The organism is Sinobacterium norvegicum, from assembly GCF_923077115.1.
GTDB classification, from domain to species: Bacteria; Pseudomonadota; Gammaproteobacteria; order Pseudomonadales; family Sinobacteriaceae; genus Sinobacterium; species Sinobacterium norvegicum.
In genome coordinates, this window is record NZ_CAKLPX010000001.1 from 1468869 (window position 1) to 1494347 (window position 25479).

The window sequence follows — 25479 nt, forward strand, 5'->3', positions numbered from 1 at the left end:
TTTTTTTTACTTTTACCCCCTCGATAACTCTTGATCATCGTAGGGGTGTGGACCCAATCAACCGATATTAGTCTGCAAACGCAATTCTTTCAGACAGATAGAATTATGATTACTGTTATCGCGCACCGGTTCCTCAGCCAAGGTCAGGTTGGGGAAACGTTCGAACAGTTTGGTAATGGTGAGATACAGTTGACGCTTAGCCATTGCTGCACCAATACAGTAACGCGGGCCATAACCGAATAAAATATCTGGATCAAAGTTACGGCTGACATCCAACACCTCTGGATTGGGAAAGCGTTCGGGATCCATTTTATCGAGATGCGGCATCAATAAGACCAGCTGCCCCTTCGTCACCTGCTGCCCTAATACCTCCATATCTTCCGGTGCATAACGGGCAAAGCCCATTTTTGAATTCATGCTCCAACGTAAAATTTCAGTAAAGGCATTTGAGAAGGACTCGGGAGTGGCCAATGCAGCATCACGCTGATCAGGGTTTTTCACCAGTGCATAAACAGACCACTGCTGAGCCATCAGAGTGGTATCAGCACCAGCGCCGATAAGCGCCAAGATAAGGGTAATAATATCCCACTCGGTGAAATCCGGGTTGGCAGCCTCCAGCTCTAGCATGGTGCTCAAAAAGTCATCCTGCTCTGGCGACGTTCTTCTCTCGGCAATAACCAACTTAATTAAATCGATGGCATGGTTACACTGCTGCCTGACTTCTTCCCGGCGTTCCTCCGATATTGTCGGATTCCAAGTCTCGGTAAAGTTCTCTATCAGTGGTTTTATCTCGTCCCAGTACTTCTCAGGAATGCCAATCATACGAGTTATGGTGATAAAGGGAATATGCTCGGCCACTTGTTTAATGTAATCGAAGGACGCCGGCTCACCCAGCGAGGCAAGTAGCTTATCGATGTCTGGCTCTATGCGTCGCTGAATTTCATCGACCACATTACGTGAGAATGCAGGCGAGACGACCTTGCGTATCAAGCGATGATGACTGTGATCGGCAACCAGGCTATGACCAATCAACGCCTTTTCAAAATTACCCCAATCATCTTCATTCGGTTTTTGCGGAGCAAACTCCCAGTCATAAAAGTCCGACGACAAATACTCACGACGCCAGCAATCCATAATATCGCCAATATCGGTCATCACCCACGCCTGCCAGGGTGGGTAAAAAACCATCGGGCCACGCTCAGCCAGGGCACGACACTGCGGCATCGGGTTTTGACAGTATGCATCCGAGGCAGGATTAAACACCTCTTCTATGCTGCGCTCTGTTTTGCTTTGTGTTGTCTCGGTCGTCATTCTGTCACACCTTTTTATCATTATAGTTATGGTTGCCGCCATCCTGGCGAATGTATGTTGCAGTACTTGAAGTCAATTCCCTGCTCCGCCATACTCAACTTGGCTGATACATTTATGTAACACCGTTTTTTTACTCAGTGGAAGACTATTTGTTCATGTTATCCACTAATTAATATTCGCCTCGTCATTATGAGTGAGTTCGACGGCGGCAACTCCGCTATTTTCGACATTCTGCCAGGTATCACCCCACTATGTTTCTGCGCGTCCTCTTGATCCTTTGCTTTGCTACGCTACTCCCGCTCGTCAGCCATGCTGATGAGGACTGGAACCCAACGCCACCGAAGGCTGAAAAATGGGATTGGTTGCAGTTAACCTCTGGTGAATGGCTCAAGGGCGAGGTTATTGTGCTCTACAACGATGCCGTTGAATTCGATAGCGACGAACTTGATGAGGTCACCATCGACCTCGAAGACATTAAAAGTTTACGCACCGCACAGGTGTTAGAGGTGCGATTCCTTGGGGGTATTGACCGTGTTGGCCAAATCACCATGATCGATGATCAGCTCCATTTCAACGGCGAAGAACAGGGGTATTCTCGCCATGCCATCCTCAGCGCCACCGCCGGTGAGGCCAAGGAAAGTAACTACTGGGTGGCTAAATTTAGCCTCGGCGCCAATATTCGCCAGGGCAACTCCGATCAGGTCGACATAACCTCCAGCTTAAAAGCTAAGCGCAGAACCGTCGGCAATCGTTTAGATTTCGATTATATTGCCAACTATAGCCAACTCGACAATGAGGAAACCGCGGATAATCAGCGTTTTAATTTCAGCTGGGACCGATTCATTCGTGACCGCCTATTTTGGCGCCCCATTTTCCTCGAATATCTTCATGACCCATTCCAAAACATCAACAGCAAGTACACCGTGGGTACCGGCCTTGGTTATGACATTGTTGATAACGACCGAACCGAGTGGAATATTGTTGCCGGCCCAGCCTTTCAGCAAACACAGTTCATCACGGTTGAAGAGGGAAAAAACGACAGAGAGAATACCGGTTCATTCGGCTTATCCAGCGATTATGAATACGAGATCACCGGTGATATAGACTACTTCCTTAACTACTCTGGCAACTTTGTGAACAGTGCCTCAGGCACTTACAACCACTATTTGAGTACCGGTCTCGAAATCGAACTGACAAAAATGCTCGATCTTGATATTTCACTGAACTGGGACCACACCAAAAACCCGCAGGCTGATGAAGACGGTATTACCCCGAAGAGTGATGATCTCCGTCTCGTCGTTGGCATTGGTATCGAGTACTAAGCCAGCGTCAAATAGTTATTGGCCTTTATATCACTCTTAATCTGCTTGACGGCGCGCTTATAGCTAGCGCGCAAATGCGCCTTCAAATAACGTGTTGCCTGCCCGTATGGAATACTTTTCAACTGACAAAATACCGCCAAGGCAAAGACTACTTCATTCTCACTCAAGCTTGCCTGACGATTCGCACTGGCGTTATAACAGCTGCCGCAGCCACCTTTAAATGAATAAGCAGAGTTGACCATCATCACACCGAAACCAAGGAAGATAGCCACCACCTCTGTCGCCTCGATGAAATAGTCTCGACCACCCGGTGGCAACTGCTGTGACTGAGCCACCATATGCTGCGCCAACAGGTGCGCAAAACTGGATGACAAATCCTCAGGCTTAAGGGTTTGTTGCGGTTGATAGCTGAGGGCTAATACCGTGTCGGTGCTCAACAGCGAAACTGGCGACCCCTCACTACCCGAGGAATCTCGTTCAATTGTCGTCAAGCCCAGTAAGGCGGGTGACTGCTGACTGAACTGCTCCGGCGGCAACAACACAAAAGGCCAATGGCTTAAACCGGCGTAGCGCTGACAATGACTGAAAATGTTGACGGCCTTGGCGTGAACACTATCGACCCGGCCAGGGAAAAACGCATTAGTCGGCTCGATTAAGCGTGTTCTCTCGTTGAACTCCTGGCGATCAAAATTAGCTAACGCCCAGGCAAAGCATTGATAGATCCAGTCGGCACTCTGCTCAGGCAGCAGCGGCTTGGTGTTAAAAATAGCGAGCATTCAGTCCCCCCTCTAACAATAATCAGGTCATCGTAACAAAGTGTCATATCAGAGGTTAAGCGTTAATTACTGTTTAACACTAGATACTCGGGAGACCTGCGATAACACGCCCTCAAAGACCTTGCTTTCGGCGCCAAAGTCACGGCCTTGGTCACCTCGCTGTAGCACAGCAAACAGCCGATTCTGCAACACGGGGCACAAATTGAACAAACATTACACGGTTGTATACATTTCCACAGTTTCTGTGGGTAACTTGGTGGATAAAATGTTGGCATAGCGCCGAAAGCTACGCTATTTGTAGGCGGCGAACGGATTGTACATTTTTTAACCAGCAGGATATATACTAGTTATTAATCAATAACTTATATATATCAACAGTTATCTAAAGCTTTTTATACCGGTCTTCGCCCACCGCGTGCTGGCGGTATTATTTTGATGTGCATAAAGCCGCCCTAAAACGACTGCTATAGAACAACAAAGCGCTCTATCTACACAGTTTTTCAAATGTGGCCGATAATTTGATAGCGTTTGTCGACGCCGCCAATACGGGTGATCAAAGTGTCATCGAGATAGCTGCCCAGCAGTAATGTACCCAGCGGGGAAACAGGCGTTACCACCACGACCTCAGTGCCATCGACATCGAAACTCAGCCCACCGGCAGCGGGGCCAATAAAGACCACCCTGCAGGCAAGAGCATCTTGCCGATAGGAGACCAGAGAACCGATACTAATCGGCGAATCTTGATCGATGGGGGTTGGTCGCAGCCGCCGATACTGATGAATATCTTGCAGGCACTGCGCCACTCGCTTAGCCTGTCCCTGGGCCAGATACGAAGCCTCCAACCCCAGTGTGTCATACTTATTTTCGGCGATATTCTCAACGTCGGTTGCCGTCTGATAGGCCTGCAGCGCCGCCTTTTCAGCTTGTTGATGGGTGGCCTCAAGTGCCGCGATCAACGCCACCAACACGTCATTTTTATCAATTGCTAATACCACTGTGCAGCCTCAACCAAAAAAAACAGGGTAACAGGACTAGCGACTAATGGCGTTATTCATTCGTGCCGCCAGGGCAAAATCGAGTGCGGTTATTCCCCCTGCATCATGGCTGATCAAGTCGACGACAACCTTGTTATAGATATTAAACCACTCGGGGTGATGATCGAGTTTCTCTGCCGCCAACGCACACTGGGTCATAAAGGCAAAGGCCTGACTGAAATCTGAAAACATAAATGTGGTGTGCAACCGTCCATCGACTATTCGCCACTGTTGCTGTGAGCGGTTAATGCCATTGAGTGCGGCGGACATTTCGGCGGGGGTTAAGCAATCGGCCATGGTAACGCTCCATCTATCGGGGTAATAAGTATAGTATGAACAGCCAAGCGGCAACGATGATCACTAAAAAAAGGAAAAAAAAGCGATGACTCAAGGCCATCGCTTTTCAGCTAACACGAGCGCTTATGCGGCGACAGGCTGACGTTTGCTATGGACAATGATCAGCAGCAATAAGGCAGCAGCACCGACGCCAACACCAATCGGGGTGCCGAGTCCATGGGGCAGACCAAAGCCAATGCCGGCGCTCATAATATATGAGACCGTCACGCTGGTACCGATAACGGCAGGAATACTGACAATCCAATGGAAGGTACCACGATCAAACAGATACTTTGTGGCCAGCCACAGAACGCTGGTAGAAAGTAGCATGTTCGAGAAGGCGAAGTAACGCCAGATCAACGAGAAATCAATCTTGGTCATAAAGTAGGCAATGACCAAAATCGGCACCGCTAGCAAGATACGGTTACGCATACTTTGAGGGATGTTAAAGGCATCTACTATGGTTAAACGCAGCGAGCGGAATGCCGTATCACCAGAGGTAATCGGAAATACTGCCACGGCGATGATCGCCATAATACCACCGAAGACACCGAGGTAACTGCTGGCAACATGATTAACAACCAGGCCAGGACCGCCCTGATCCAGCAGTGATTTAAGCTCGACATAACCACCTGGGAAAGCAGCAATACCCGCCAAGGCCCACACGCAACCGACAACACCCTCAGACATCATGGCGCCATAATAAACTGGACGCACATACTTTTCGTTGGTTAAACAGCGAGCCATAATCGGCGCCTGAGTCGAGTGGAAACCACTGATTGCACCACAGGTAATGGTCATAAATAATAGCGGCCACACCGGCAGACCTTCGGCGTTAGGTTCTAAGAAATCATGAGCATAATGGCCGTGCTGGAAGTAGGCAAAAAAGTCACCAGTAACCGGTAGGTGTGGAGCATTGAACAACAATGACACAGCAATAGAAACCGTCATCACAATCATTAGCAAGCCAAACAGCGGGTAAAACTTGGTAATGATTTTATCGATTGGCAACAGCGTCGCCATGAAGTAGTAGCCGAGGATAACCAGCACCCAGAAAGTATTGCCCGCAAGAATAGTTCCTTCAAAAACCTCAAGGTTACTCAGCAAGCCAGCGGGGCTCATGATAAAAACCACACCTACGAAGAACAGCAGCATGGCGGTAAAGATCAACATAATGCCTTTGAAGAAAATATTGAAATAGTGGCCCGCAATCTCTGGCAGGCTTTTGCCATCTTCTTTAATACTCAGCACACCGGAGAAATAGTCGTGTACCGCTCCACCAATGATATTACCCAGCACAATCCAGACCAACGCGATGGGGCCATACAAAGCACCGAGTATGGGGCCAAAGATGGGGCCGACACCGGCGATATTTAAAAACTGAATTAAGAAAGCCTTAACAGGGTGAATCGCAACGTAATCGACCCCCTCTTCAAAACGGCTTTGTGGCGTCTCAGCTGTCGGGTCAATCCCCGCCTGCTTCTCGACAAATGGGCTATAAAATTTATAACCCAATAGCAATAACGCAATACAGATAAAAAAGACAATCATGGTAACATTCACTCCTTCCGTGTTTACAACAGTGTAGCCTAGTTAAGTTACTCTTTTAAAGCGTCTTTAACCGTTACAGTGATTGCAACACCCTGGTCTATGGTTTTCATTGTGCAGCTTAGTAATATTGGGTTGTAATGTGTTTCTGTCGCGCCAAAGAATCGCCAGAGACAGCGCCCCCTATCCCCTTACTAAATGCCGTGTTTACATGCTGGGCGATTATACAAATCCACCGACCAAGACCACTCGAATACATCAAATTTTATTCGGATAATAATTAACTCTTATCCAGTGTACTCACCGAAAACTTTCTAACGATTTGATTAATGCTTGTTCATCTATCGGCATCAGACTTTATGGTGCAGATCATGTCGGATAGAATCAGGGAAAATCATAATATGAAAAGGCCTCCACGTGCAGCATCAAGACTTTCATGTCGACTGGCATGACTACTATGCGATTTTTACCATCACCCGCAGCCACAAAAAAAACGCCCTGAGCAAAAGCGTTATTGATGGCCTGGCAGCGTGTTTTGAGCAACTGGAAGAAAATTCATATCGAGGCCTAATCATTACTGGCGCCGACGGTATTTTTAGCGCCGGTACGGATTTGGCCGAAGCAGCAACGCTGTCGATGGCACAGAGCCAACATAAACTCGATACTGTCAGAGCGCTCTTTATTCGCATTTATCAGTCACCGATAACCACTGTTGCGGCCATCCATGGTATTGCCTACGGCGGCGGTTTAGAGTTGGCAATGGCCTGCACTTTTAGAGTGGCCAGTGCTGACGCCAGGCTGGCACTGCCCGAGATAAAGCTCGCTGTGCTACCCACCTACGGCGGCAGCCAATTCTTACCAGCCCTGGTCGGCAGGGCGAAGGCAACAGAATTAATACTAACCGGTAGAGCGGTGTTGGTTGAGGAGGCTTTACAGATTGGACTGATCAACCGCCACTGCGCTGATGACGTTGTCGCGGAAGCCTTTGAGTTGATGACAACCGTTACCTGCCACAGCCAGGTTGCGATCAATCTTGTACATCAGTGTATTGACGCCGCACAGGACTTAACCTTGGAACAGGGCATGGCCGTGGAAGCCGAATGCGCCAAGGTCGCCCTGGCCAGCAGCGATGCCATGGAAGGGGTGACAGCCTTTCTAGAGAAGCGTGTACCCAACTACCAACACCGCTGAGCCGAGCCACCCCATCAGTTACTGAAGTAGCTTTTAATACTGCGTTTGTAGAGGGTGTCGGCATCAATATGCCGGCCATTGCTAAATTCACACTCGCCGAGCGTACTACCATTCACACCGGGCATTTCAATGTAGTGACCACCGTGAATAACACAGTAACGAGCACTCTCGTTATAGTAGCCACTCACCTTTCTTCCCGGTGGCTGGCAGTGGCCCTTCTGCACCGCAATTAAGGCACACTGCCTATTACCCTCAAAGACACAGACCGGGTATTCATCACCGTGGCCATCTTTAAACATCTGCTCCACCGCAGACACATCGTCACAGCGCAGCGCTCTATCATCATCAAAAAAGACAGCGGCCAGCGCAGCAAATAATACGGTAAAGACTAAAACTGATCGTAGGTTTTTCTTCATGTTTACTTTTCATCCACCCAATGCAATACATCTTTAATCACCGACCAACGCGGTGTTTTAGGCTTGGCGTTTTCCCCAAGAATCCAATAGCTATATAAGTCATCAACATAGCCTGATGATTGCTTGATTTCCAGCCAGCTATTGAGCATCGTATGCAGCGAGGTATTACCCTTGGCAACAGCAAACGCTGCGGGGTATGACTTGATATGGTCTCTATTATAAATTGTCGTGTAGCTTGGGTTCAATATCGTCCACGTCTTTCCCGCCTCCAAGCTTACCATTAAGCCGTCCCAGGTTTTACCGTCGTCGTCAAAAAACTCCTGATCAGAGCCAATGTTTTCAAAGGATATATTGCTAAATTTTTCTTCTATATGTGGAATAATGGCATAGTCACCGACCGAGGCAATACGAATCTCACCAGCTTTTCTGATCAGTTCATCGCTGGAGAACTCATCGGCACGATAGTCTTTCACTACAAAGGCATAATGCAACGTCAATACCGGCTGCGTGAAATCAACCAACTGTATGCGGGAGGTGGTCATCTGAAAACCTGAAATCAACACATCAAGTCGCCCCTTGGCTAACAAATCCAGCACATTATCAGCACGATAGGGCAGAAAGGCGATTTTGACGCCCAGCTCAACCGCCAGTGTATTCATCAGCTCAACATCAAACCCCACCAACTCGCCATCAATATTATGAAAAGAGAACGGTACTTGCAGTGGGTTATAGCCCACCCGTAGCACGCCGCTTTCAATAATTTCATCGACAGTACGCGGCTCGGTGGTACTGGCGATCTCACTCCACTCATGGGCTGTGACGCGCTCTGGCAATTTTTGCGCCGAACTCATTTGCACCACAATATCATCCATCACATACTCGGTATTGACCACCGAGCGTAATAACAGCGCCGAGGCGGCTAATATCGCCGCCATCAACAGCGAAGAGACAACGCTGTAGATAACCAGTTTCTTCATATCGAATTGGCTTAAACCGGCTAACATCGCAGTACCGCCAACAGCAAGAACAAAGATATTCATCGCTGCTAACAGTGAGGTAAAGCGGCTGGTAAACAGGCTGGAGACCATATATAACTGAAATAAATCCGAGGACAGCTCCAGCGAATCAAGCAGCATCGGAATAGTTAAATAGACACTACCGAAAAGACTGATCAGACCATTAATCGACATTGGCACATAGGTTAAAAAGTCCATTTCACTGCCCGAAAACCAAGCGGCAAACAACACAAAAACAATGGTCAGCAACTTGCCTAGATTAGGAAAGCTAAAGACCACTGGGATAATAATATTGGCATAGTCGTCTGTTTTTCTATCGCCAATATTGTACTTATGAAACAGTTCTTTTGTGCGCTCGATCAGTAGTGGCAAAATAATAAATATATTGCCAGCGGCGAAGGCGGTAATCATTGCATCCTTGGCAATACCGGTAATGTCGCGATAACTAAACGGCGTCATCACCGCCACAATAGCCGGCAGCAGCAGATACGTTAGCACAATAGTCATGACCACATGGGCAACAAAATATACTTGTAATTTTTGAAATTCGTCAAAATCCATGGTGCCGGCGGTCGCTGCCGTCATGGCAAATATTCCAATCGGCATCAGTTTAACAATATACTGCGTCACCTTGTTAAAGGCCTCGCCTAACAACTCAAGCGGCCTTAATAATGGCTCTTTATCCTCGATGGAAATAAGCGCGATACCGGTGGCTAAACAAAATAAAACAATGGCCGGAATATAACTATTAGACATTGAGAAGAAGGGATTGGAGGGGATGTATATATCCAAAATATCAACCGGCTCGGGCCCATTCAGTTCTGATAAACTAAAAAAATTTCCGGCCTGCCATTCAGGAAAAGTGAATTTTATAAAATACATCAACAACAGGCCGAAAAACCAAATAATCAACATTAGCTTGCCGACATTGACTCCCAGGCTTTTAGCCTGCTGAAAGCTGAGTTTACCCAGACTGGATATCAACGATACGATGATATAAGGGATGATGGTCATTTGTAACAATTTGATGAAGGCATCACCGATGATCGACATCCAGGCAACCATATCACCAAAAAACAGACCCGATATAATACCGGCGGCAAAGGATAGCAATACCAACGTCGACATACTCATCGGCTTTTTATCAGTTGTTGGCGCCACCGCTGAAGTGGGTACTGTCATAATGTATCTCTCCCGGTGCGACTGCAGACCAATTACTTGATGCCTCTGACACCGCCTGTTGATAACAAGCTAGATACTCAGCCACCTTGTCATCAGGGTTAAATCTCTTTGCCGCACTCAACCGCCCAGCTCGACCCATTGTTTGTTGTTTTTCGCTGTGTAATAAGATGTCAGCCATGTAATCAGCCATCGCCACCACATCATCGGGTTCAGCTATAAACCCAGTCACCCCATGCTGTACAACCTCGGGAATGCCATCGATATTACTGCTGACCGTCGGCACCTCACAGGCCATTGCCTCGAGCAAAACCATGCTAAAGGACTCTCGGTAACTCGGCTGAATCACGCAATCCGCATTGGGCAAATAGTCTTCGACATGACAGACATCCCCCATAAACGTCACCTGTTGTTCAATGCCTAACAGCCGACATCGCGACTGCATCACTTCTATATCCGGGCCACTACCTAATAGCACCAACCGCGCCTTGACCCGTTTCAACAACAGATGAAACGCAGTGATAACCGCCTCGCTATTCTTTATCGGTCTGAAATTTGACACATGCATGACGATTTTTTCATCATCACTGGCCATGGTTCGACGCACCGACGGTGCCGCCTTGGCTGGTGAGAAATCGTCGAGATCGATAAAGTTATGAATGACCTCAATAGGCTTCTCTACCTCAAAATTTTCATAGACATATTGCCGCTGAAAGGCCGACACTGTCGTCACCATATTCGACTTATTAATACTGAACTGGTTGAGCGGATAGAGCGGCTTATCCTGGCCGACAACGGTTACATCGGTGCCGTGAATAGTCGTTACCGTGGCAAACTTGACCGTTGATATCTCGCCGGCTAAATAAGTACACAACGAGTGCGGAATAGAGTAATGCGCGTGCACCACATCGAGTCGGTAGCGCTCTGCCACCTCGACAATTTTAGCGGTTAAAGCGAAGGTATATAAGGGGTCTTGAAATAGCGGGTAATGAATCGCCTCGACGGAGTGGAAATGAACGTTTTTCGTATGCTCGGCGAGCTTAAACGGTCGCGATTGCGAGATAAAATGAACCTGATGGCCTAGTTTGGCTAAACCTAGACCGAGCTGAGTGGCTACCAAGCCAGAACCACCGATACTTGGGTGGCATACAATTCCGATTTGCATGATTTATCACCTAAAACGCGCTAATAACGCTATAGAGTAGTTGGTTATTAATATTTGCACAGTATCAATATGACAACTCTGATAGTTAACAATGCTTTAAGGCCGGTTGGCAAGTTAAATTGTGCCGAAATTTCCGGTTCTCAATATCCTCTTTTCATATCAACCTCATTAACTAACGGCCGCCCTTCTTGCATACGCCGATAATTCTCAATGATTTGCGGAGCCACTGAGACCGGATCCGTAATGCTCGAGCAATGGGGGGTCAGCGCCAAGTTATCGCAGCGCCAAAATGGATGACCAGAAGGCAGCGGCTCCTGCTGGAAGACATCGAGGCATGCACCCGCCAATTGACCGCTGGCCAAAGCCGCCAACAAGTCCTTCTCGACCACATGGCCACCCCGGCCAACGTTAATCAAATAGCTGCCGGCCTTCATTTGCTGAAACAGGCTGTGATTCAAGATACCGTCGGTCTTAGCTGTCAGTGGCAACAAGCAAATAATGAAATCTTGCTCGCCGATAAAGGCTGACAATTCTGCGTCCCCACGATAGCTTGCCACCCCCGGTATCTCTTTTTGACTCTGTGACCAGCCAGATAACTGAAAACCAATGGCCGCCAATCTCTTGGCGCTATAACTGCCCAGCTCGCCCAACCCTAAAATACCAACCTTAGTCTGCTCGATAGAGGCGGTTAACCTGGGTGTCCAGGATTCTTGTCGCTGCTGTTGACGGTAGTGAGACCAGTGACGCAGCTGCTGCATAATAGCCGATAATAGATATTCGAACATCGATGAGCACAACAGCGGATCGATCAAACGTACTACCGGCAGCCCCTGGGGCAGCTGTTGATCATTCAGTAGATGATCAATACCAGCCCCCATCGAGCAAATACAACGCAGATTAACCATCGGCAGCAGGGTTCCTGGTTGATGCTGCCAACAGAGAGCAAACTCTACACGCTTCGCATCATCAATATTAGGCCACTGCTCAATGGCTATATCAGGTGCTAAATCTGTCAGCGCCTTAAACCAGCTACCGTCCGTTTTATCACTACTTAATATCGCAATCGACATCACTCAACCTATTAAATACTCATGACCAAAAAACTGAAAAACGTTAGTTACACTCAATTTTATAGTATTCAAACATAGTGAAACCTACAATTTTAATCCTTCATCAACATTGACTGCTCACAGAGTCGCAATAAATAACAGGTCATAATATGGCTTGGTTGTTCCCTGAGTTGCCAGAGTTGCCAGAGTTGCCAGAGTTGCCAGAGTTGCCAGAGTTGATACCAGGGTTTACGCTTGGGCTCATATTTTTACTGTGTGAACAGCCTATGCCTATTTCGACACCGCCTATTTACTTCGATAACAATGCCTCGACGCCGCTGAACCCGCAGGTTGCTCAGGCGATGATTGATTACCTCAGCGATACAACGGCCTTTGGTAATCCCTCGCTGCCCCACTGGGCTGGCAATGGTGCCAAGCAGGCGCTGGAACACAGCCGTCAACAGGTCGCCGATTACCTCCACTGCCAGAGCAACGAAGTTATTTTTACCAGCGGTGGCACTGAATCCAACAATCACGCTATTTACGGCGCGGCCTTTCACAGCCTTGCCTCAGCACAACCTAAAAAACACATTATCAGTTCGCCGATTGAACACCCAGCCACCCTGGAGCCACTGGCAGACTTGGTCGCCAATCACGGCTTTGAAGTCAGCTATTTATCCGTCGACGAACAGGGATTTTTCGATGCGGCTGAGCTAAAGCAACACCTGCGCGAAGACACCTTGTTAGTCACCTTAATGCACGCCAACAATGAGTTCGGCTCGATCCAGCCAATTGCCGACATTGGCCAGTGGTGCCAGCAGCAGCAGGTTTTATTTCATGTCGATGCGGTGTGCTCTGCCGGCAAACTAACCATCGACGTGGCCAAGCTCAACGCAGACTTATTATCACTCAGCGCCCATAAATTTTACGGCCCCAAGGGCGTTGGCGCCCTCTATATTCGCCACGGTATCGACGCTGAGATCAGTAGCTTTATACGGGGCGCAGGACAGCAACAGCAGCGCCGCTCTGGTACTGACAATGTGATTTTAGCGGTGGGAATGGGTGAGGCATGCAAACAACTGCTTAACAAGGACATTGCCAGCAGCCAACGGCAGATGATGACGCTACGCAATAGCCTATGGCAGCAGCTAAAACATGCTCTCGGCGATGGCGTCGACATCAATGGCAGCACCAATGATACCCTGCGTTTATGCAATACCCTAAACTGCTCGTTCATCGGCAGCCAAGGTTTGGATCTGTTACTGCAACTGGGGGGGGAACTGGCCTTTACCGCAGGCAAGGCTTGCTCAGGCTCGATCAACCTGCTGGGTAAAGGCTCTCTACAGTCGGCAGGCTCTGTGCGCTTTAGTCTCGGCGCCTATAATACCCAGGCCGAGGTAGACCGCGCCGCAACGTTAATTGTGAATCATCTCAACAACAAAGACTATTAGGCCTGCATACGGCCACTAAAATCCCAGGCCGTTATCTTGCCCAGGGTCAGGGTGATAACACGCTCGTCTTCACCGCGGCTACTGAGAAAGGTACGCAACTGATCGTAGCCGTCACCGATAAACCGGTTGAGTAAGTCATCCAATTGAGACGCCGCATCCTGTTCGCCAATGGTGGCAACCGCCTGTCCTCTCACCCCTTTATAGGGCGGCTTATTCAATGCAACCTCGAATGCGCATTGCGGTGTCTGCTGCAGCTTTCTGATTAGCTTACTATTTTTGTGCGCAACGGCATAGATATTGCCCTGCCGATACTGGTGCCACACCGAGCAAATCATGGGAAAGCCGTCGCTGTCCATGACCGCGATGCGCATGGGGGTATTTTGAACACGTAAAAACTGCTCAATGGCAGCCAAATCCCAATCACTTTTTGCCAGCACTGTTGCCTGCATAGTTAACTCCGTTATAGGGCAAAAATAGCCGAGGCTGGCCTCGGCGAAATGACTAAAATGATGGTACCGGGTGAGTTAACCGCAGAAAGGGGTTTAGCAAGCGGGTAAAGAAGCCGGTAAATTGCACAGGGCCATCGAGTACAATCAAACAAATACAGTCCTGATCGTGCGTGGCAACGGGCTGGTGTTTATCGCCACTTTTACGGAAGATAAAGTCACCGGGATTGTAGCTGCCATCCTGATCGGAAAAGCTGCCCTGTAATATCACCGTGACTTCCTCACCACTATGGCCGTGATGCGCCATACTTCCGCCGGCTTTGACCTTTACCAATGAGGCCTTGGCACCATTACCGTCGGTGCATAGCTCACTGAGGAAGACGCTGCTGGTGATTTTCGTCCACTTAATCGACTGATAATCATCGGGCACCCAGCGCGACAAACAACGGGGAATCGTCAGCCCGCCGACACGCTTTGGCGCTTGCTCTGCAGCAGGCTTTGGCCGTGGTGTAGGGTGTTGTTTGGCGGCACTGATCTTGGCCAATACCGAGGCCTTAACAGTGTCAGCCACCGGCTGCGAAGCGATGGTTTCCAACTGAATCGAACCCAGCAACTGCAGCTTATTGATATTCTGCTGGCAGACAGCACACTGATCGATATGCGCTGAGATAGTCAGCGCCCTGCTCATTGGCAGAGAACCGGCACTGAAATCAATCAGCTGATCATCGCTGGGGTGGTATTTAACCGCTGTGTTTGAGGTCATCATAACGCTCTCCTCATAATTACTTCTAGTTTGCTCAATGCTAATCTCACTCTCGACTTCACCGTCCCTAAGGGCAGTGCCAAGTCATTGGCTGTTTGCTGATGACTCTTGCCTTCCATATAGACCTTGGCCAACACCTGCTGCTGATCTACCGGCAACTGAGCCATCGAAAGTCGAATATTATCTTCATCTTGCTTCTGCTGTGTGGCGGCGAAAACATCTTGGCTTTCGTCGACAATATTGAGGTATATATCCTCTGGATCTATGTCCGATGAATAGCGGCCGTTCTTGCGCAGATAATCGATACGGGCATTTCTGGCCAGAGTGAAAATCCAAGTAGAAGCGGCGGCCTTTTTCGGTTGATAAAGGTGCGCCTTGTTCCAAATCTTCAGCATTACATCCTGTACCAATTCATCGGCAACCATGGAGGCGCCAGGCTGTGCCGCCAGACTAAAGGCGCGTATCTTGGGCGCAAAAATATCAAACAATTGGCTGAATGCCTGCTCATCTTGCTCATCGCCGATACGGATCAGGCATTGCTGCCACAATATCGCATCTTTCGACGGTTTTTTATCTGTTTCAGCGGCCATAATATTGACAGTACCGTTGGCTGGTTAAGGACAGTAATTGATTCTGTTATTGGTTATACGCCAGTGACAATATTTTGGATCACTGCATTCACAAATAATACCGAGACTCGCCGCTGCCAATGACAAACACCATACCCACAGGGCGGCAGCAACCGACGACGTCAGCGCAAATCGTTACAGAACAAGCCTAGCATGGCCAAATAAATGCTCAATATCAACAAATTAGCACGGTGATAGTAGAGGGGATAAAACCTAGGAGGGGATAAATAGGCCAGCACTGTGACAGCTGCTGGCGGGATCAAGCATTCACTGCTTCATTATTACGTACAGGTATAGGCAACCTTTAGCGCCAAGCCACCCTGCGAGGTCTCGCGATACTTTGCATTCATATCTTTGCCGGTTTCGTACATGGTCTCAATCACCTTATCGAGCGATACCATCGGCTCGGTATTGCGACGCAACGCCATGCGAGAGGCATTAATCGCCTTCATCGACGAGATCGCATTACGCTCGATGCAAGGTACCTGTACCTGGCCAGCCACCGGATCGCAGGTCAAGCCTAAGTGGTGCTCCATGGCTATTTCAGCAGCCTCAGCCACCTGCATCGGACTGCCACCGAGTAATTCAGTTAAGCCCGCCGCCGCCATCGAGCAGGACACACCGATCTCTCCCTGACACCCTACCTCGGCACCCGAAATAGAGGCATTGCGTTTATACAGGCCGCCAATGGCCGCTGCAGCGCAGATAAACCGGCTATATTGCTCGACACCGACCGGCTCAATAAATTTATCATAGTATGCCAACACCGCCGGAATAATGCCGGCAGCACCATTGGTTGGCGCCGTGACAACTCGGCCACCGGCTGCATTCTCCTCACTGACGGCGAGGGCAAACATATTCACCCAGTCGATAATAATCATCGGGTCGCCTGCCAAGTTACCACTGGACAGCAGCTGGCGATGGAGCGCCGGCGCACGACGAGGTACACGTAACGGCCCCGCCAAGAAGCCCTCGGTTGCACAACCACGCTCAATCCCCTCCTGCATAATCTGCCAAATTTTCGCCAAACGCTGATCGATCTGAGGCTGCTCGGCAAGGCTCTGCTCATTGCGCATCATCAAGGTGCTAATACTGATGTTATTGCGCAGGCACAGGTCTATCAGTTCATGGGCACTGGTAAAGGGGTAAGGCAGCGCTTGTTGTTGCTCACCCTGGCTATGAAAGTTCTCCTCATCGACGATAAAGCCACCGCCGGTTGAAAAATAAGTTTTACTAAACACTTTTTCAGCGCCGACGAAGGCGTGAATAGACATACCATTTTCGTGCAGCGGTAACGGCTGGTTAATAAAGTTGATCGCCAGCGGGCCAAAACTGACCGAATGCGCACCGAGATCGATACTCAGACGCTGGCTGTCTTTAACGTTTTGTAAAAAATGGGGGATTGTATCGAGGTCGACAAACTCAGGCTCGAAACCTGCCAACCCTAGAATAATCGCACTATCGGTATTATGGCCCTTACCGGTTAAGGACAGAGAGCCATACACATCCACGCTAATATCGGTGACACGATGCAATTCGACGACTTCTTTTAAATCATCAACAAATTGCTTTGCCGCTTTCATTGGTCCCAACGTGTGGGAGCTTGAAGGACCAATACCAATTTTGAAAATGTCGAATACACCGTGCATTGTTTCACCTCTTTAAGGCCTGAGAGCTCAGGCCTTTGTAGCGTTACCGATTAACCAGATGTCTTATACCAGCAGCTTGAATACGATGCCGGAGATAGCAACCAGACCCATGGTGGTGATAAATACATTGGCAATAGTGCCCTGGTATTTGGCCATCGCAGGCACTCGCTTAATGGCGTACATTGGCATCAGGAATAGGATGGTAGCAATGATTGGGCCGCCTAAATCTTCGATCATACCGAGGATACTAGGGTTGATAATCGCCACTGCCCAGATAGTGAGTAACATAAAGCCAATGGTGAACAGGTTGATGTTCTTGTCGCTGATGTTTTTACCCATGGACTTGGCTTGCTTGCTGATAATGCCGTTCATGCCTTCACGAGCACCTAGATAGTGGCCGAAGAATGAAGAGGTAATAGCAACAATGGCAACAATCGGGCCGAAGTAAGCAATCAGCGGGCTGCTGTGAACATTGGCAAGATAAGACAGCACGGTGAGGTTTTGATCTTTGGCTTCAGCTAACATTTCAGGCGTTAGGCTTAACACCACAGAGAAGACGAAGAACATAACAAAGCCCAGCAACATCGCCGATGTGCGCTTTAGAATCTCGTCTGATTTCTCAACTGCTTGGTTGCCATACTGTTGACGCTGTTTCATGGCAAAACTACTGATTGCTGGCGAGTGGTTGAAAGCAAACACAAGAACGGGAATCGTCAGCCAGATAGTCGTCGTGAAATCAACGGCACTGGGCACTTGGCTGATGGCAGATAGGTTCCAATCAGGAATCAGATAAAAAGACATACCGGCAAGAATGATAACCAGTGGGTAAACCAGGAACTGTGTCACCTTCAACATCAATTGTTCACCGGCAATCATTACCGACATCATGGCAGCAATCAGCACAAAAGATAGCAGTGGACGAGGTATTTGCCCCATGCCTAATTGATGCACCATAAAGCTGTCGATGGTATTGGTAATACTAACGCCGTAAATCAATAGAATCGGATAAATGGCGAAAAAATACAGCACAGTAATCAGCTTACCGGCGCCGTTACCAAAATGCTCTTCAACAACATCGGTAATATCTGCGTTGGGATTTTTTGAGGATAGGACAAAACGAGAAAGGTTTCGGTGGGCGAAATAGATCATTGGGCCAACTAAAACGGCCATCATAACCAGCGGCCAAAAACCGCCTAAACCTGCGTTGATTGGCAGAAATAAAATACCGGCACCGACGGCGGTACCAAAGAGGCTCAACACCCAGGTGGTATCGATTTTGTTCCACTGATTAGCGGATAATTGCTCCTCTGTATGTTGTCCATCGCTATCGAGAATAGCGGTACTGTTTGCTGTGGCTTCGTTGTTCATGATAAACACCTTTCACATTGCCGCTGCTCGAAGTGTTTATTGCTTCACAGGGCTAGCACATTTGCATTTTACCCTCTCAAACCGCTTAGTTTCAAAGAGTGAAATCGTTACAATTTTTCGACCCGGCTATTTAAACTTAGCACTCAAATTATGTACATTACTTTTGTTTCACTTTTCACTTTTCGTTTAATTACAGTAACAATTATTGAGCCATATCAGTTTTTAAAAAAATGAAAAAAAAGTAAACAAGAAGCATTATTAGCAAGCAATATAGCGCCTGAAATCACCTCTATATAGATCCGCACTTATACCTACAACAAACCTAAAATATAAGTACATCTATAAAATTAAAAAAAACAAAAAAACCACGAAAAAGACACATAAAAAACAACACAAGACTTTAACCCCATGAGTCTATTGACAAACATTCTGGTGATTTAAACAGCAGGGGGGAATCCTCTGCCCCTCAAGCTATTTCCGCCCCTTGTCATGAGCGCAAACGTACGGCGGCGGCAGAGCCTATTATGGCGGCAAAACGCATTACATTAGAGAGTGCTATTATTCTCTCAACACGGCATTATTTAATGGCAAGCCATTGATTTTATACATGACTACATACGGACACCGTTGCCAGAGAGCCGCCCTTGACCGTATTATTTTGATCCAGACAGCCGCTACCTACGTATAAATCAGTACTTACGGGCAGAATATGATGACAACTGTGAATACCACTACTGAGCGACACAACCCATTAATCGAAGACTTCAAACGCTTCTACCGGGATATGAAGTACGGCAAGGCCGTCGACATCAGCGATATCTACGCTGACAATGTTATTTTTGTTGACCCGATTCACAAGCTACAAGGACTGGACAACCTCAGCGCCTACCTCGACCACTCGCTGGAGAATGTCACCGAATGCCGCTTCGAGTTCCTGGATATTATTGCCAGCGACTCGATTGCCTATATTAAATGGCGTATGCACTATCACCACCCAAAGATCAGTGCTCAGCCACAAACCCTCAAAGGCATTAGCCACCTCCATTTCGATCAAAAAATAACCTTCCATGAGGATGTCTATGACATGGGCAGCATGGTCTATGAGCACCTACCCATCATCGGTCGCATCATCGGTTATATTAAACGTAGAATTGCCAGGGGATGAATATGACAACCCATCATGTCATCTGGATCACCGGCGCAAGCTCTGGCATTGGCCAGGCACTGTGTCGCTATTACGCCGAACAGGGCTGTACCGTGGTGGCCACGGCCAGAAGCCAAGTCAGCCTAGAGCAAAGCTTTGCCGCCATGCCTGAGGTGCACTGTCTGGCTGGCGACGTCACCGATGGCGCCAAGATGAAGCAGCTGGCAGAAGTGATAGCACAACGCTTCAATCATATTAACGAGCTGATTGTGAACGCCGGCAACTGCGAATACATCGACGAGCTCCCCGTCGACGTCAGCCTGACCGAACGATTGATGGCGGTGAATTATCACGGCGCTATCAACACCATTAATGCCGGCCTACCGCTGCTGCAAAACTGCCCCGAGCAAGCGACTATTATCGGTGTCTGCTCACAGGTTATTTTTGCCCCCTTCTGTCGCAGTGAAGCCTATGGTGCCAGCAAGGCGGCGCTTGACTATTTCTTGCAGAGCTTACGGATCGACCTGAAAGCTGCCAGCATCGATGTCAGCATTGCCTACCCTGGTTTCGTCAAGACGCCACTGACTGACAAAAACACCTTTGACATGCCTTTTCTGATCAGCGCTGAGCAGGCCGCCATCAGAATCGACCAAGGCCTTAGCAGGCAGCAACAGCGTATCATCTTCCCGCGACGCTTAAAGCTGATGCTCGGTCTTAGCAGATGGTTACCCTCGCTCTGGCAGCGCTGGATGCTCAAGGGCCAAACAGCACAGTTCAGTGAACAGACAACCGCCGAGCACTCAATATCAACACAGGACAGCCCATGAAAATAGCGATTATCGGCAGCGGAATATCCGGCTTAACCGCCGCCTACTTACTTAATCCAGACCACGACATCTGCGTCTACGAGAAAGCCGATCGCATCGGCGGCCACACCGCCACGAAACAGCTCCAGCTAGCGGGTCGCGATTACGCCATCGATACCGGCTTTATCGTCTACAACGACTGGACCTACCCCAACTTTATCAAGCTGATGGAAACGCTAGGGGTGGCCAGCCAAACCACGGCTATGGGCTTCAGCGTCACCGCCCACCAAGGCCGCTATGAGTACAGCGGCAATGGCTTTGATGGCTTGTTTGCTCAACGCAAGAACCTCTGCAATATCAAGCATTGGCGCATGCTGCGAGACATCGTCCGGTTCAATAAACAGGCGATTGCAGATCTGCAATCGGGTGAGCTTGACGGTGATGCCACTCTGGCCCAATACCTCGCCGCCAACGGTTATAGTCGGCAGTTTATCGACTACTACTTAATCCCCATGGGCTGTGCGATTTGGTCATCGTCCACCGATATGATGCTGGATTTTCCGCTGCAGTTCTTTGTTCAGTTTTTCAAAAACCACGGCCTGCTGAGCATCAAAAACCGCCCTCAGTGGCATGTATTGCAGGGCGGCTCCAGCAGCTATTTGCCGAAACTGACGGCCAGCTTTAACGACAAGATCCAGCTCAATACTGACATCACCTCAGTCAGCCGTCACTCGGAGGGTGCCACCCTCACCTTCGCCGAAGGTCAACAGCAACAGTTCGATCACGTCATCTTTGCCTGCCACAGTGATCAAGCATTGAAACTACTTGCCGACCCCAGTGAGGCTGAGCAGTCCGTGCTTGGCGACATTCACTACAAAAGCAATGAGGTGGTTTTGCACTATGATGAAACCCTACTGCCAAGGAATAAAAAAACCTGGTCCAGCTGGAACTATCTGCTCTCTCAGACCCAGCAGGAACATGCGGTGCTGACATACAATATGAATATTCTACAGGGCATTGAGTCTGACCATACCTTTTGTGTCACGCTGAACGCCAGCGACCAAATCGACGCCAAGAAAATTCTTGGCCGCTATCAATACAGCCACCCGGTCTTTACCGAGGCGGCTATCGAGGCACAACAACGCTGGCCAGAAATCAATGGCAGCCAACGCACGTGGTTTTGTGGCGCCTATTGGGCCAATGGCTTTCACGAGGATGGCTGCAGCAGTGGCCTGAGAGTTGCTGTGGCGCTGGGAGCAAAGCCGCTATGAGCCATGCATGCTATCAAGGCAGCGTCAGACATCGTCGTTTCATGCCCTGCGACAACAGCTTTAGCTATGACTTATTCATGTGGTATATCGACCTCGACCATATCGCGGATTTTCAACAACGACGCCTGTTCTCCCCCTTCAGCCTCAAACGCAAGGATTACCTCGATGGCAACAACACCCCGCTCAAGGGTGCCGTGGTGGCCGAACTTGAGCAGGAACTGGGGCCACTGCCGGTCGAAAAGGTTTTTCTGCTGACTCAGCTACGCTGTTTTGGTTATGTGATCAATCCAATCAGCTGCTATTACTGTTTCGATAAAAATCAGCAGTTAGTCGCCCTTTTAGTCGAGGTGACCAACACGCCTTGGGGTGAGAGACAATTATATCGCTTAAAGTGTCATCCAAACAACAACACCCAGCGTATAAATTTCGACAAGCAGATGCATGTATCACCGTTTAACCCAATGCAGATGCAGTACCAGTGGCGTAACAACAACCCCGCAGCAGGGCTAAGCATCCACTTAAGCTGCCTTTTAGGTGACCAAAAGGTGATGGATGCCACCCTGAACATGAAGCGACAGCAGTACCAAAGCGAGGCTGAAAATAGCGGTAATAGAATATTTAAAAACCCGCTGATGACATACAAAATTGCCGGTTTAATTTACTGGCAGGCAGCAAAATTATTTTTTATCAAGAAGCTGCCACTGCAGCGGCATCCGGGTAAAAAGATCACGACAAACACCGCCAGTGACAGCAGTCACTAGGCCAAATTTTTCAAACCGTTTTGATGATTTAAGAGGGATATAAAAATGGCTTCAATCAGCACCGCATACAACCACCTTGATGATCACTTGAAGTCCAGTGCTATCGATGATTTCGCCTACAGGAAAGTCATCAAACACTTTGCCTGCATCCGCCACGGCCGCTTGGTGATTAGTTTTGATGACCAGACTCACTCTATGGGCCAGGCCCATAAAGACACGGATTTAGTCGCCTACATCCACGTCGAGAACAAGGCGCTATTTCGTCATATCATGTTAAACGGCATGACCGGTGCTGCAGAGATGTACATGCTTGGAGCATGGAAGTGCCCCGACTTACTCAAGCTTATACAACTGATGTGTCGCAACATTCATCTGTTATCAGAAATGGACAACAAGCGCAGCACCCTGAGTAAGGTCTCCAATAAGTTGATGCATTACTTTAATCAAAACACCGTATCGGGCTCGCAGCGTAATATTTCTGCTCACTACGATTTAAGCAATGATTTCTTTGCCACCTTCCTCGATAAATCCATGATGTATTCGTCGGCCATATTCGCCGATGACAACACCTCACTGGAGCAGGCCGCGACGTTTAAATTAGACGTTATCTGCCAAAAGCTTAACTTATCAGCCACGGATCATGTGGTTGAAATTGGCACCGGATGGGGCGGCATGGCCATTTATGCCGCACAGCATTATGGCTGTAAAGTGACCACCACAACCATTTCCCAGCAACAGTATGACTACACCTGTGCGCAGGTCAAAAAACTCGGCCTCGAAGGTCAAATCACCGTATTAATGAAAGATTATCGCGAGCTACAAGGCCAGTTCGATAAGCTTATCTCTATCGAGATGATTGAAGCGGTAGGCCACAAGTTTTACCAGAGCTACTTTGAACAGTGCTCCCACCTGTTGAAAGAGGATGGTCTGGCCTTGATACAAGCCATTACGATCTCCGATCAGCGCTTTCATCAGGCAAAAAACCGAGTCGACTTTATTCAGCGCTATATTTTTCCCGGTGGGTGTCTGCCCAGCGTCTCGGTCATTAGCAACTGTATTGCAGACCATACCGACATGCAGATTGTCGACCTCGACGACATCACCAAGGATTACGCCTTAACGCTACACCACTGGCGCCAGGAGTTTCACCGGGGCATTGAACAGGTTAAACAACTGGGTTTTGACGATATATTCTGCCGCATGTGGGAGTACTATTTAAGCTACTGCGAAGGTGGTTTCCGCGAGCGCGTGATTCAAACCTCGCAGATCCTCATCGCCAAGCCACTGCACCGTGGCAACACCTCGCGCAGACGCTAATTTACCCACACGACTCAACAATACTGACTCACGACGGAGGCCATCATGAAAAGCAACAGCCTTACATTCAATCAAAAATTCTCCGAGCTAGGCGGCAGCAAACAACGCGTTATTCGTAACGCACTGCTGTTTCAAGCCAATTGGTTTATTTGTGCGATTTATGATGAATCTGTCAGCGTCATCAGCACCATGCTTTTAGTCTTGGTGCATTTTTTCTACCAGAGTAAAGATGGCCGCGAGTGGTCGATGATTCTGCTGTTTAGTCTGTCAGGCTATCTCTGTGATAGCCTGCTGGCCAACCTTGGGGTGATCGAGCTGAGCGGGCAATTCACCATCAATTCCAGCGGCACGGTACTGGCACCAACCTGGTTATTGTTTTTATGGCTAAGCTTTGCGACCACCATCAATCATTGCATGGCCTATCTGCAAAAGCACCTGAGTCTGGCCGTATTGCTCTGCCTCATCGCCGTCCCTCTCAACTATCTTGCCGGTGCCAAATTAACCGGCAGCACGCTGGCAGATCCTCAGTGGCTCAGCCTGTCATTGTTTGGTGTTTACTGGGCGGTGCTGCTGCCTGCAGCGCTGCTTTGGTGCCGACTCTACTGCGTGCACAACACCCCGAGCAATCAGCAGGCTTAACATAGCAACAGCATTACATGAGCAGAGGAGTTACCCCATGTTAACATTTGCCACCCAAACCATCGTCGTCTCCTCGTTTGTTGCCATGGCATCGGCCTCTGTTGCTTACGCAGAAACAGTGGTTGGCCAAGCCTACTCACAGGATAGCTTTGAGGCGGTGTACCAAGAACTGCATCAACGCAGCGAACAGCTACACAGCGTGGTTTACCGCAACAATAGCCAGGCGGTGTTTGCCCAAAAGGACATCGATTATCGTCAGGGAAAATCAGCGCCAAATATTGTCTTTCGCAGCGATCACTGCAACGAATCCTATGCATTAACAAAATCAGTTGATGAAAATGCCGCTGTCGACACCGCCTTTGGCGTTGAAATAGCCATGCACTATAGCAACAGTTGCGCCGACAAAAGACACAATCAAAGCATCACCCTAACCCCTCCTTATGTCATTGATGCCGGGTTTGATCACCACCTTCGCAGCAACCTTGACGCAGTCAAGCGTCGCGACCTTAGTTTTAACTATCCACTGCCCAGCCGTTTCAGAGAAATCAGCTTAAAGGCAAAGGCGATTAACTGCGATCAGGTGCGAGATAATTTCTCGCTGCTATTAAACGCTAAAAATGCTCAAACCAGTGCACGTGAGGACTGGCAACAATGTATTGTGCTGCGTCCATCCAATTGGATTATTGCGCAGTTGTTTCCACCCATTTACCTTGCCTACAACCAACAGCAACAACTGGCAATGTATGCCGGAAAGTCAAATATTAGCAATGTTAATGGCGACTACGAAAAAGTGGTTATCCTTTATTCAGAGACAACCGAGCAGCAACAAATAAGCTTTAATCGGTGATCTTCTTAGCCCGCCGATGCGTATAGCTTAATAACCGATACCGCA

Annotated in this window: 24 protein-coding genes; 10 read left to right on the forward strand and 14 right to left on the reverse strand. The window is 48.6% G+C overall.

Features of this window, described 5'->3' with window-relative positions; translation table 11 throughout:
• Positions 1 to 57 precede the first annotated feature (57 nt).
• Positions 58 to 1311, reverse strand: coding sequence for a cytochrome P450 (locus L9P87_RS06520; protein ID WP_237443866.1), 1254 nt, complete (start codon positions 1309 to 1311; stop codon positions 58 to 60).
• Positions 1312 to 1562: 251 nt separating this feature from the next.
• On the opposite strand from L9P87_RS06520, the gene L9P87_RS06525 reads away from it, so the two are divergent.
• Positions 1563 to 2633 (forward strand): DUF481 domain-containing protein, encoded by a 1071-nt coding sequence (locus L9P87_RS06525; protein WP_237443867.1) that lies wholly within the window; start codon positions 1563 to 1565, stop codon positions 2631 to 2633.
• Here the strand turns inward: L9P87_RS06525 and L9P87_RS06530 are convergent.
• The 4 genes from L9P87_RS06530 to L9P87_RS06545 form a co-directional block, all read right to left on the reverse strand.
• The gene (locus tag L9P87_RS06530; RefSeq protein ID WP_237443868.1) at positions 2630 to 3409 is read right to left on the reverse strand and encodes a hypothetical protein; all 780 of its coding nucleotides are present in this window, start codon (positions 3407 to 3409) and stop codon (positions 2630 to 2632) included. The genes L9P87_RS06525 and L9P87_RS06530 overlap by 4 nt on opposite strands.
• Positions 3410 to 3909: 500 nt before the next feature.
• Entirely contained in the window at positions 3910 to 4404 is a 495-nt protein-coding gene (locus L9P87_RS06535; RefSeq protein WP_237443869.1) for a hypothetical protein, read from the reverse strand.
• A 36-nt stretch (positions 4405 to 4440) separates the two neighbouring features.
• Complete coding sequence (locus L9P87_RS06540) at positions 4441 to 4740, reverse strand: 4a-hydroxytetrahydrobiopterin dehydratase (RefSeq protein ID WP_237443870.1); 300 nt, start codon at positions 4738 to 4740, stop codon at positions 4441 to 4443.
• 123 nt (positions 4741 to 4863) lie between these two features.
• Positions 4864 to 6330, reverse strand: coding sequence for a carbon starvation CstA family protein (locus L9P87_RS06545; protein WP_237443871.1), 1467 nt, complete (start codon positions 6328 to 6330; stop codon positions 4864 to 4866).
• A gap of 414 nt (positions 6331 to 6744) precedes the next feature.
• Between L9P87_RS06545 and L9P87_RS06550 the strand changes: the two genes are divergently transcribed.
• Positions 6745 to 7518, forward strand: a complete 774-nt coding sequence (locus L9P87_RS06550; RefSeq protein WP_237443872.1) for an enoyl-CoA hydratase/isomerase family protein — start codon at positions 6745 to 6747, stop codon at positions 7516 to 7518.
• A 14-nt stretch (positions 7519 to 7532) separates the two neighbouring features.
• On the opposite strand, the gene L9P87_RS06555 is transcribed toward L9P87_RS06550, so the two are convergent.
• The 4 genes from L9P87_RS06555 to L9P87_RS06570 all read right to left on the reverse strand — a co-directional run bounded on the left by L9P87_RS06555 (position 7533) and on the right by L9P87_RS06570 (position 12364).
• On the reverse strand, positions 7533 to 7934 hold the full coding sequence (locus tag L9P87_RS06555) for a DUF333 domain-containing protein (protein ID WP_237443873.1): 402 nt from the start codon (positions 7932 to 7934) through the stop codon (positions 7533 to 7535).
• Positions 7935 to 7936: 2 nt separating this feature from the next.
• On the reverse strand, positions 7937 to 10132 hold the full coding sequence (locus L9P87_RS06560; protein WP_237443874.1) for a cation:dicarboxylate symporter family transporter: 2196 nt from the start codon (positions 10130 to 10132) through the stop codon (positions 7937 to 7939).
• Entirely contained in the window at positions 10095 to 11294 is a 1200-nt protein-coding gene (gene bshA, locus L9P87_RS06565) for an N-acetyl-alpha-D-glucosaminyl L-malate synthase BshA (RefSeq protein ID WP_237443875.1), read from the reverse strand. The genes L9P87_RS06560 and bshA overlap by 38 nt, the downstream gene beginning before the upstream one ends.
• Positions 11295 to 11434: 140 nt before the next feature.
• Positions 11435 to 12364 (reverse strand): 2-hydroxyacid dehydrogenase, encoded by a 930-nt coding sequence (locus L9P87_RS06570; protein ID WP_237443876.1) that lies wholly within the window; start codon positions 12362 to 12364, stop codon positions 11435 to 11437.
• Between the two features lie 149 nt (positions 12365 to 12513).
• On the opposite strand from L9P87_RS06570, the gene L9P87_RS06575 reads away from it, so the two are divergent.
• Positions 12514 to 13794, forward strand: coding sequence for a cysteine desulfurase family protein (locus L9P87_RS06575; protein ID WP_237443877.1), 1281 nt, complete (start codon positions 12514 to 12516; stop codon positions 13792 to 13794).
• On the opposite strand, the gene L9P87_RS06580 is transcribed toward L9P87_RS06575, so the two are convergent.
• From L9P87_RS06580 to L9P87_RS06600, 5 genes are all read right to left on the reverse strand, one after another.
• Positions 13791 to 14243 carry a pyridoxamine 5'-phosphate oxidase family protein gene (locus L9P87_RS06580; protein WP_237443878.1) on the reverse strand — a complete coding sequence of 151 codons (453 nt, stop codon included), beginning with the start codon at positions 14241 to 14243 and terminating at the stop codon, positions 13791 to 13793. The genes L9P87_RS06575 and L9P87_RS06580 overlap by 4 nt on opposite strands.
• A gap of 52 nt (positions 14244 to 14295) precedes the next feature.
• Positions 14296 to 15006, reverse strand: coding sequence for a ChrR family anti-sigma-E factor (locus tag L9P87_RS06585; protein ID WP_237443879.1), 711 nt, complete (start codon positions 15004 to 15006; stop codon positions 14296 to 14298).
• Positions 15003 to 15593 (reverse strand): sigma-70 family RNA polymerase sigma factor, encoded by a 591-nt coding sequence (locus tag L9P87_RS06590; RefSeq protein ID WP_237443880.1) that lies wholly within the window; start codon positions 15591 to 15593, stop codon positions 15003 to 15005. Before L9P87_RS06590 ends, L9P87_RS06585 begins: the two co-directional genes overlap by 4 nt.
• A gap of 320 nt (positions 15594 to 15913) precedes the next feature.
• Entirely contained in the window at positions 15914 to 17281 is a 1368-nt protein-coding gene (locus L9P87_RS06595; RefSeq protein WP_237443881.1) for an L-serine ammonia-lyase, read from the reverse strand.
• 63 nt (positions 17282 to 17344) lie between these two features.
• Positions 17345 to 18649, reverse strand: coding sequence for a serine/threonine transporter (locus L9P87_RS06600; protein WP_237443882.1), 1305 nt, complete (start codon positions 18647 to 18649; stop codon positions 17345 to 17347).
• 709 nt (positions 18650 to 19358) lie between these two features.
• On the opposite strand from L9P87_RS06600, the gene L9P87_RS06605 reads away from it, so the two are divergent.
• From L9P87_RS06605 to L9P87_RS06635, 7 genes are read left to right on the forward strand one after another with little or no spacing between them, the layout of a single operon-like run.
• The gene (locus L9P87_RS06605) at positions 19359 to 19814 is read left to right on the forward strand and encodes a nuclear transport factor 2 family protein (protein ID WP_237443883.1); all 456 of its coding nucleotides are present in this window, start codon (positions 19359 to 19361) and stop codon (positions 19812 to 19814) included.
• 2 nt (positions 19815 to 19816) lie between these two features.
• On the forward strand, positions 19817 to 20620 hold the full coding sequence (locus tag L9P87_RS06610; protein ID WP_237443884.1) for an SDR family NAD(P)-dependent oxidoreductase: 804 nt from the start codon (positions 19817 to 19819) through the stop codon (positions 20618 to 20620).
• Positions 20617 to 21870 carry an NAD(P)/FAD-dependent oxidoreductase gene (locus L9P87_RS06615; RefSeq protein ID WP_237443885.1) on the forward strand — a complete coding sequence of 418 codons (1254 nt, stop codon included), beginning with the start codon at positions 20617 to 20619 and terminating at the stop codon, positions 21868 to 21870. The genes L9P87_RS06610 and L9P87_RS06615 overlap by 4 nt, the downstream gene beginning before the upstream one ends.
• Positions 21867 to 22631, forward strand: coding sequence for a DUF1365 domain-containing protein (locus tag L9P87_RS06620; RefSeq protein WP_237443886.1), 765 nt, complete (start codon positions 21867 to 21869; stop codon positions 22629 to 22631). Before L9P87_RS06615 ends, L9P87_RS06620 begins: the two co-directional genes overlap by 4 nt.
• Positions 22632 to 22676: 45 nt before the next feature.
• Positions 22677 to 23948, forward strand: a complete 1272-nt coding sequence (locus tag L9P87_RS06625; protein WP_237443887.1) for an SAM-dependent methyltransferase — start codon at positions 22677 to 22679, stop codon at positions 23946 to 23948.
• 45 nt (positions 23949 to 23993) lie between these two features.
• Positions 23994 to 24587, forward strand: a complete 594-nt coding sequence (locus L9P87_RS06630) for a DUF2878 domain-containing protein (protein WP_237443888.1) — start codon at positions 23994 to 23996, stop codon at positions 24585 to 24587.
• A 37-nt stretch (positions 24588 to 24624) separates the two neighbouring features.
• Positions 24625 to 25434 carry a hypothetical protein gene (locus L9P87_RS06635; protein WP_237443889.1) on the forward strand — a complete coding sequence of 270 codons (810 nt, stop codon included), beginning with the start codon at positions 24625 to 24627 and terminating at the stop codon, positions 25432 to 25434.
• Positions 25435 to 25479: the final 45 nt, after the last annotated feature.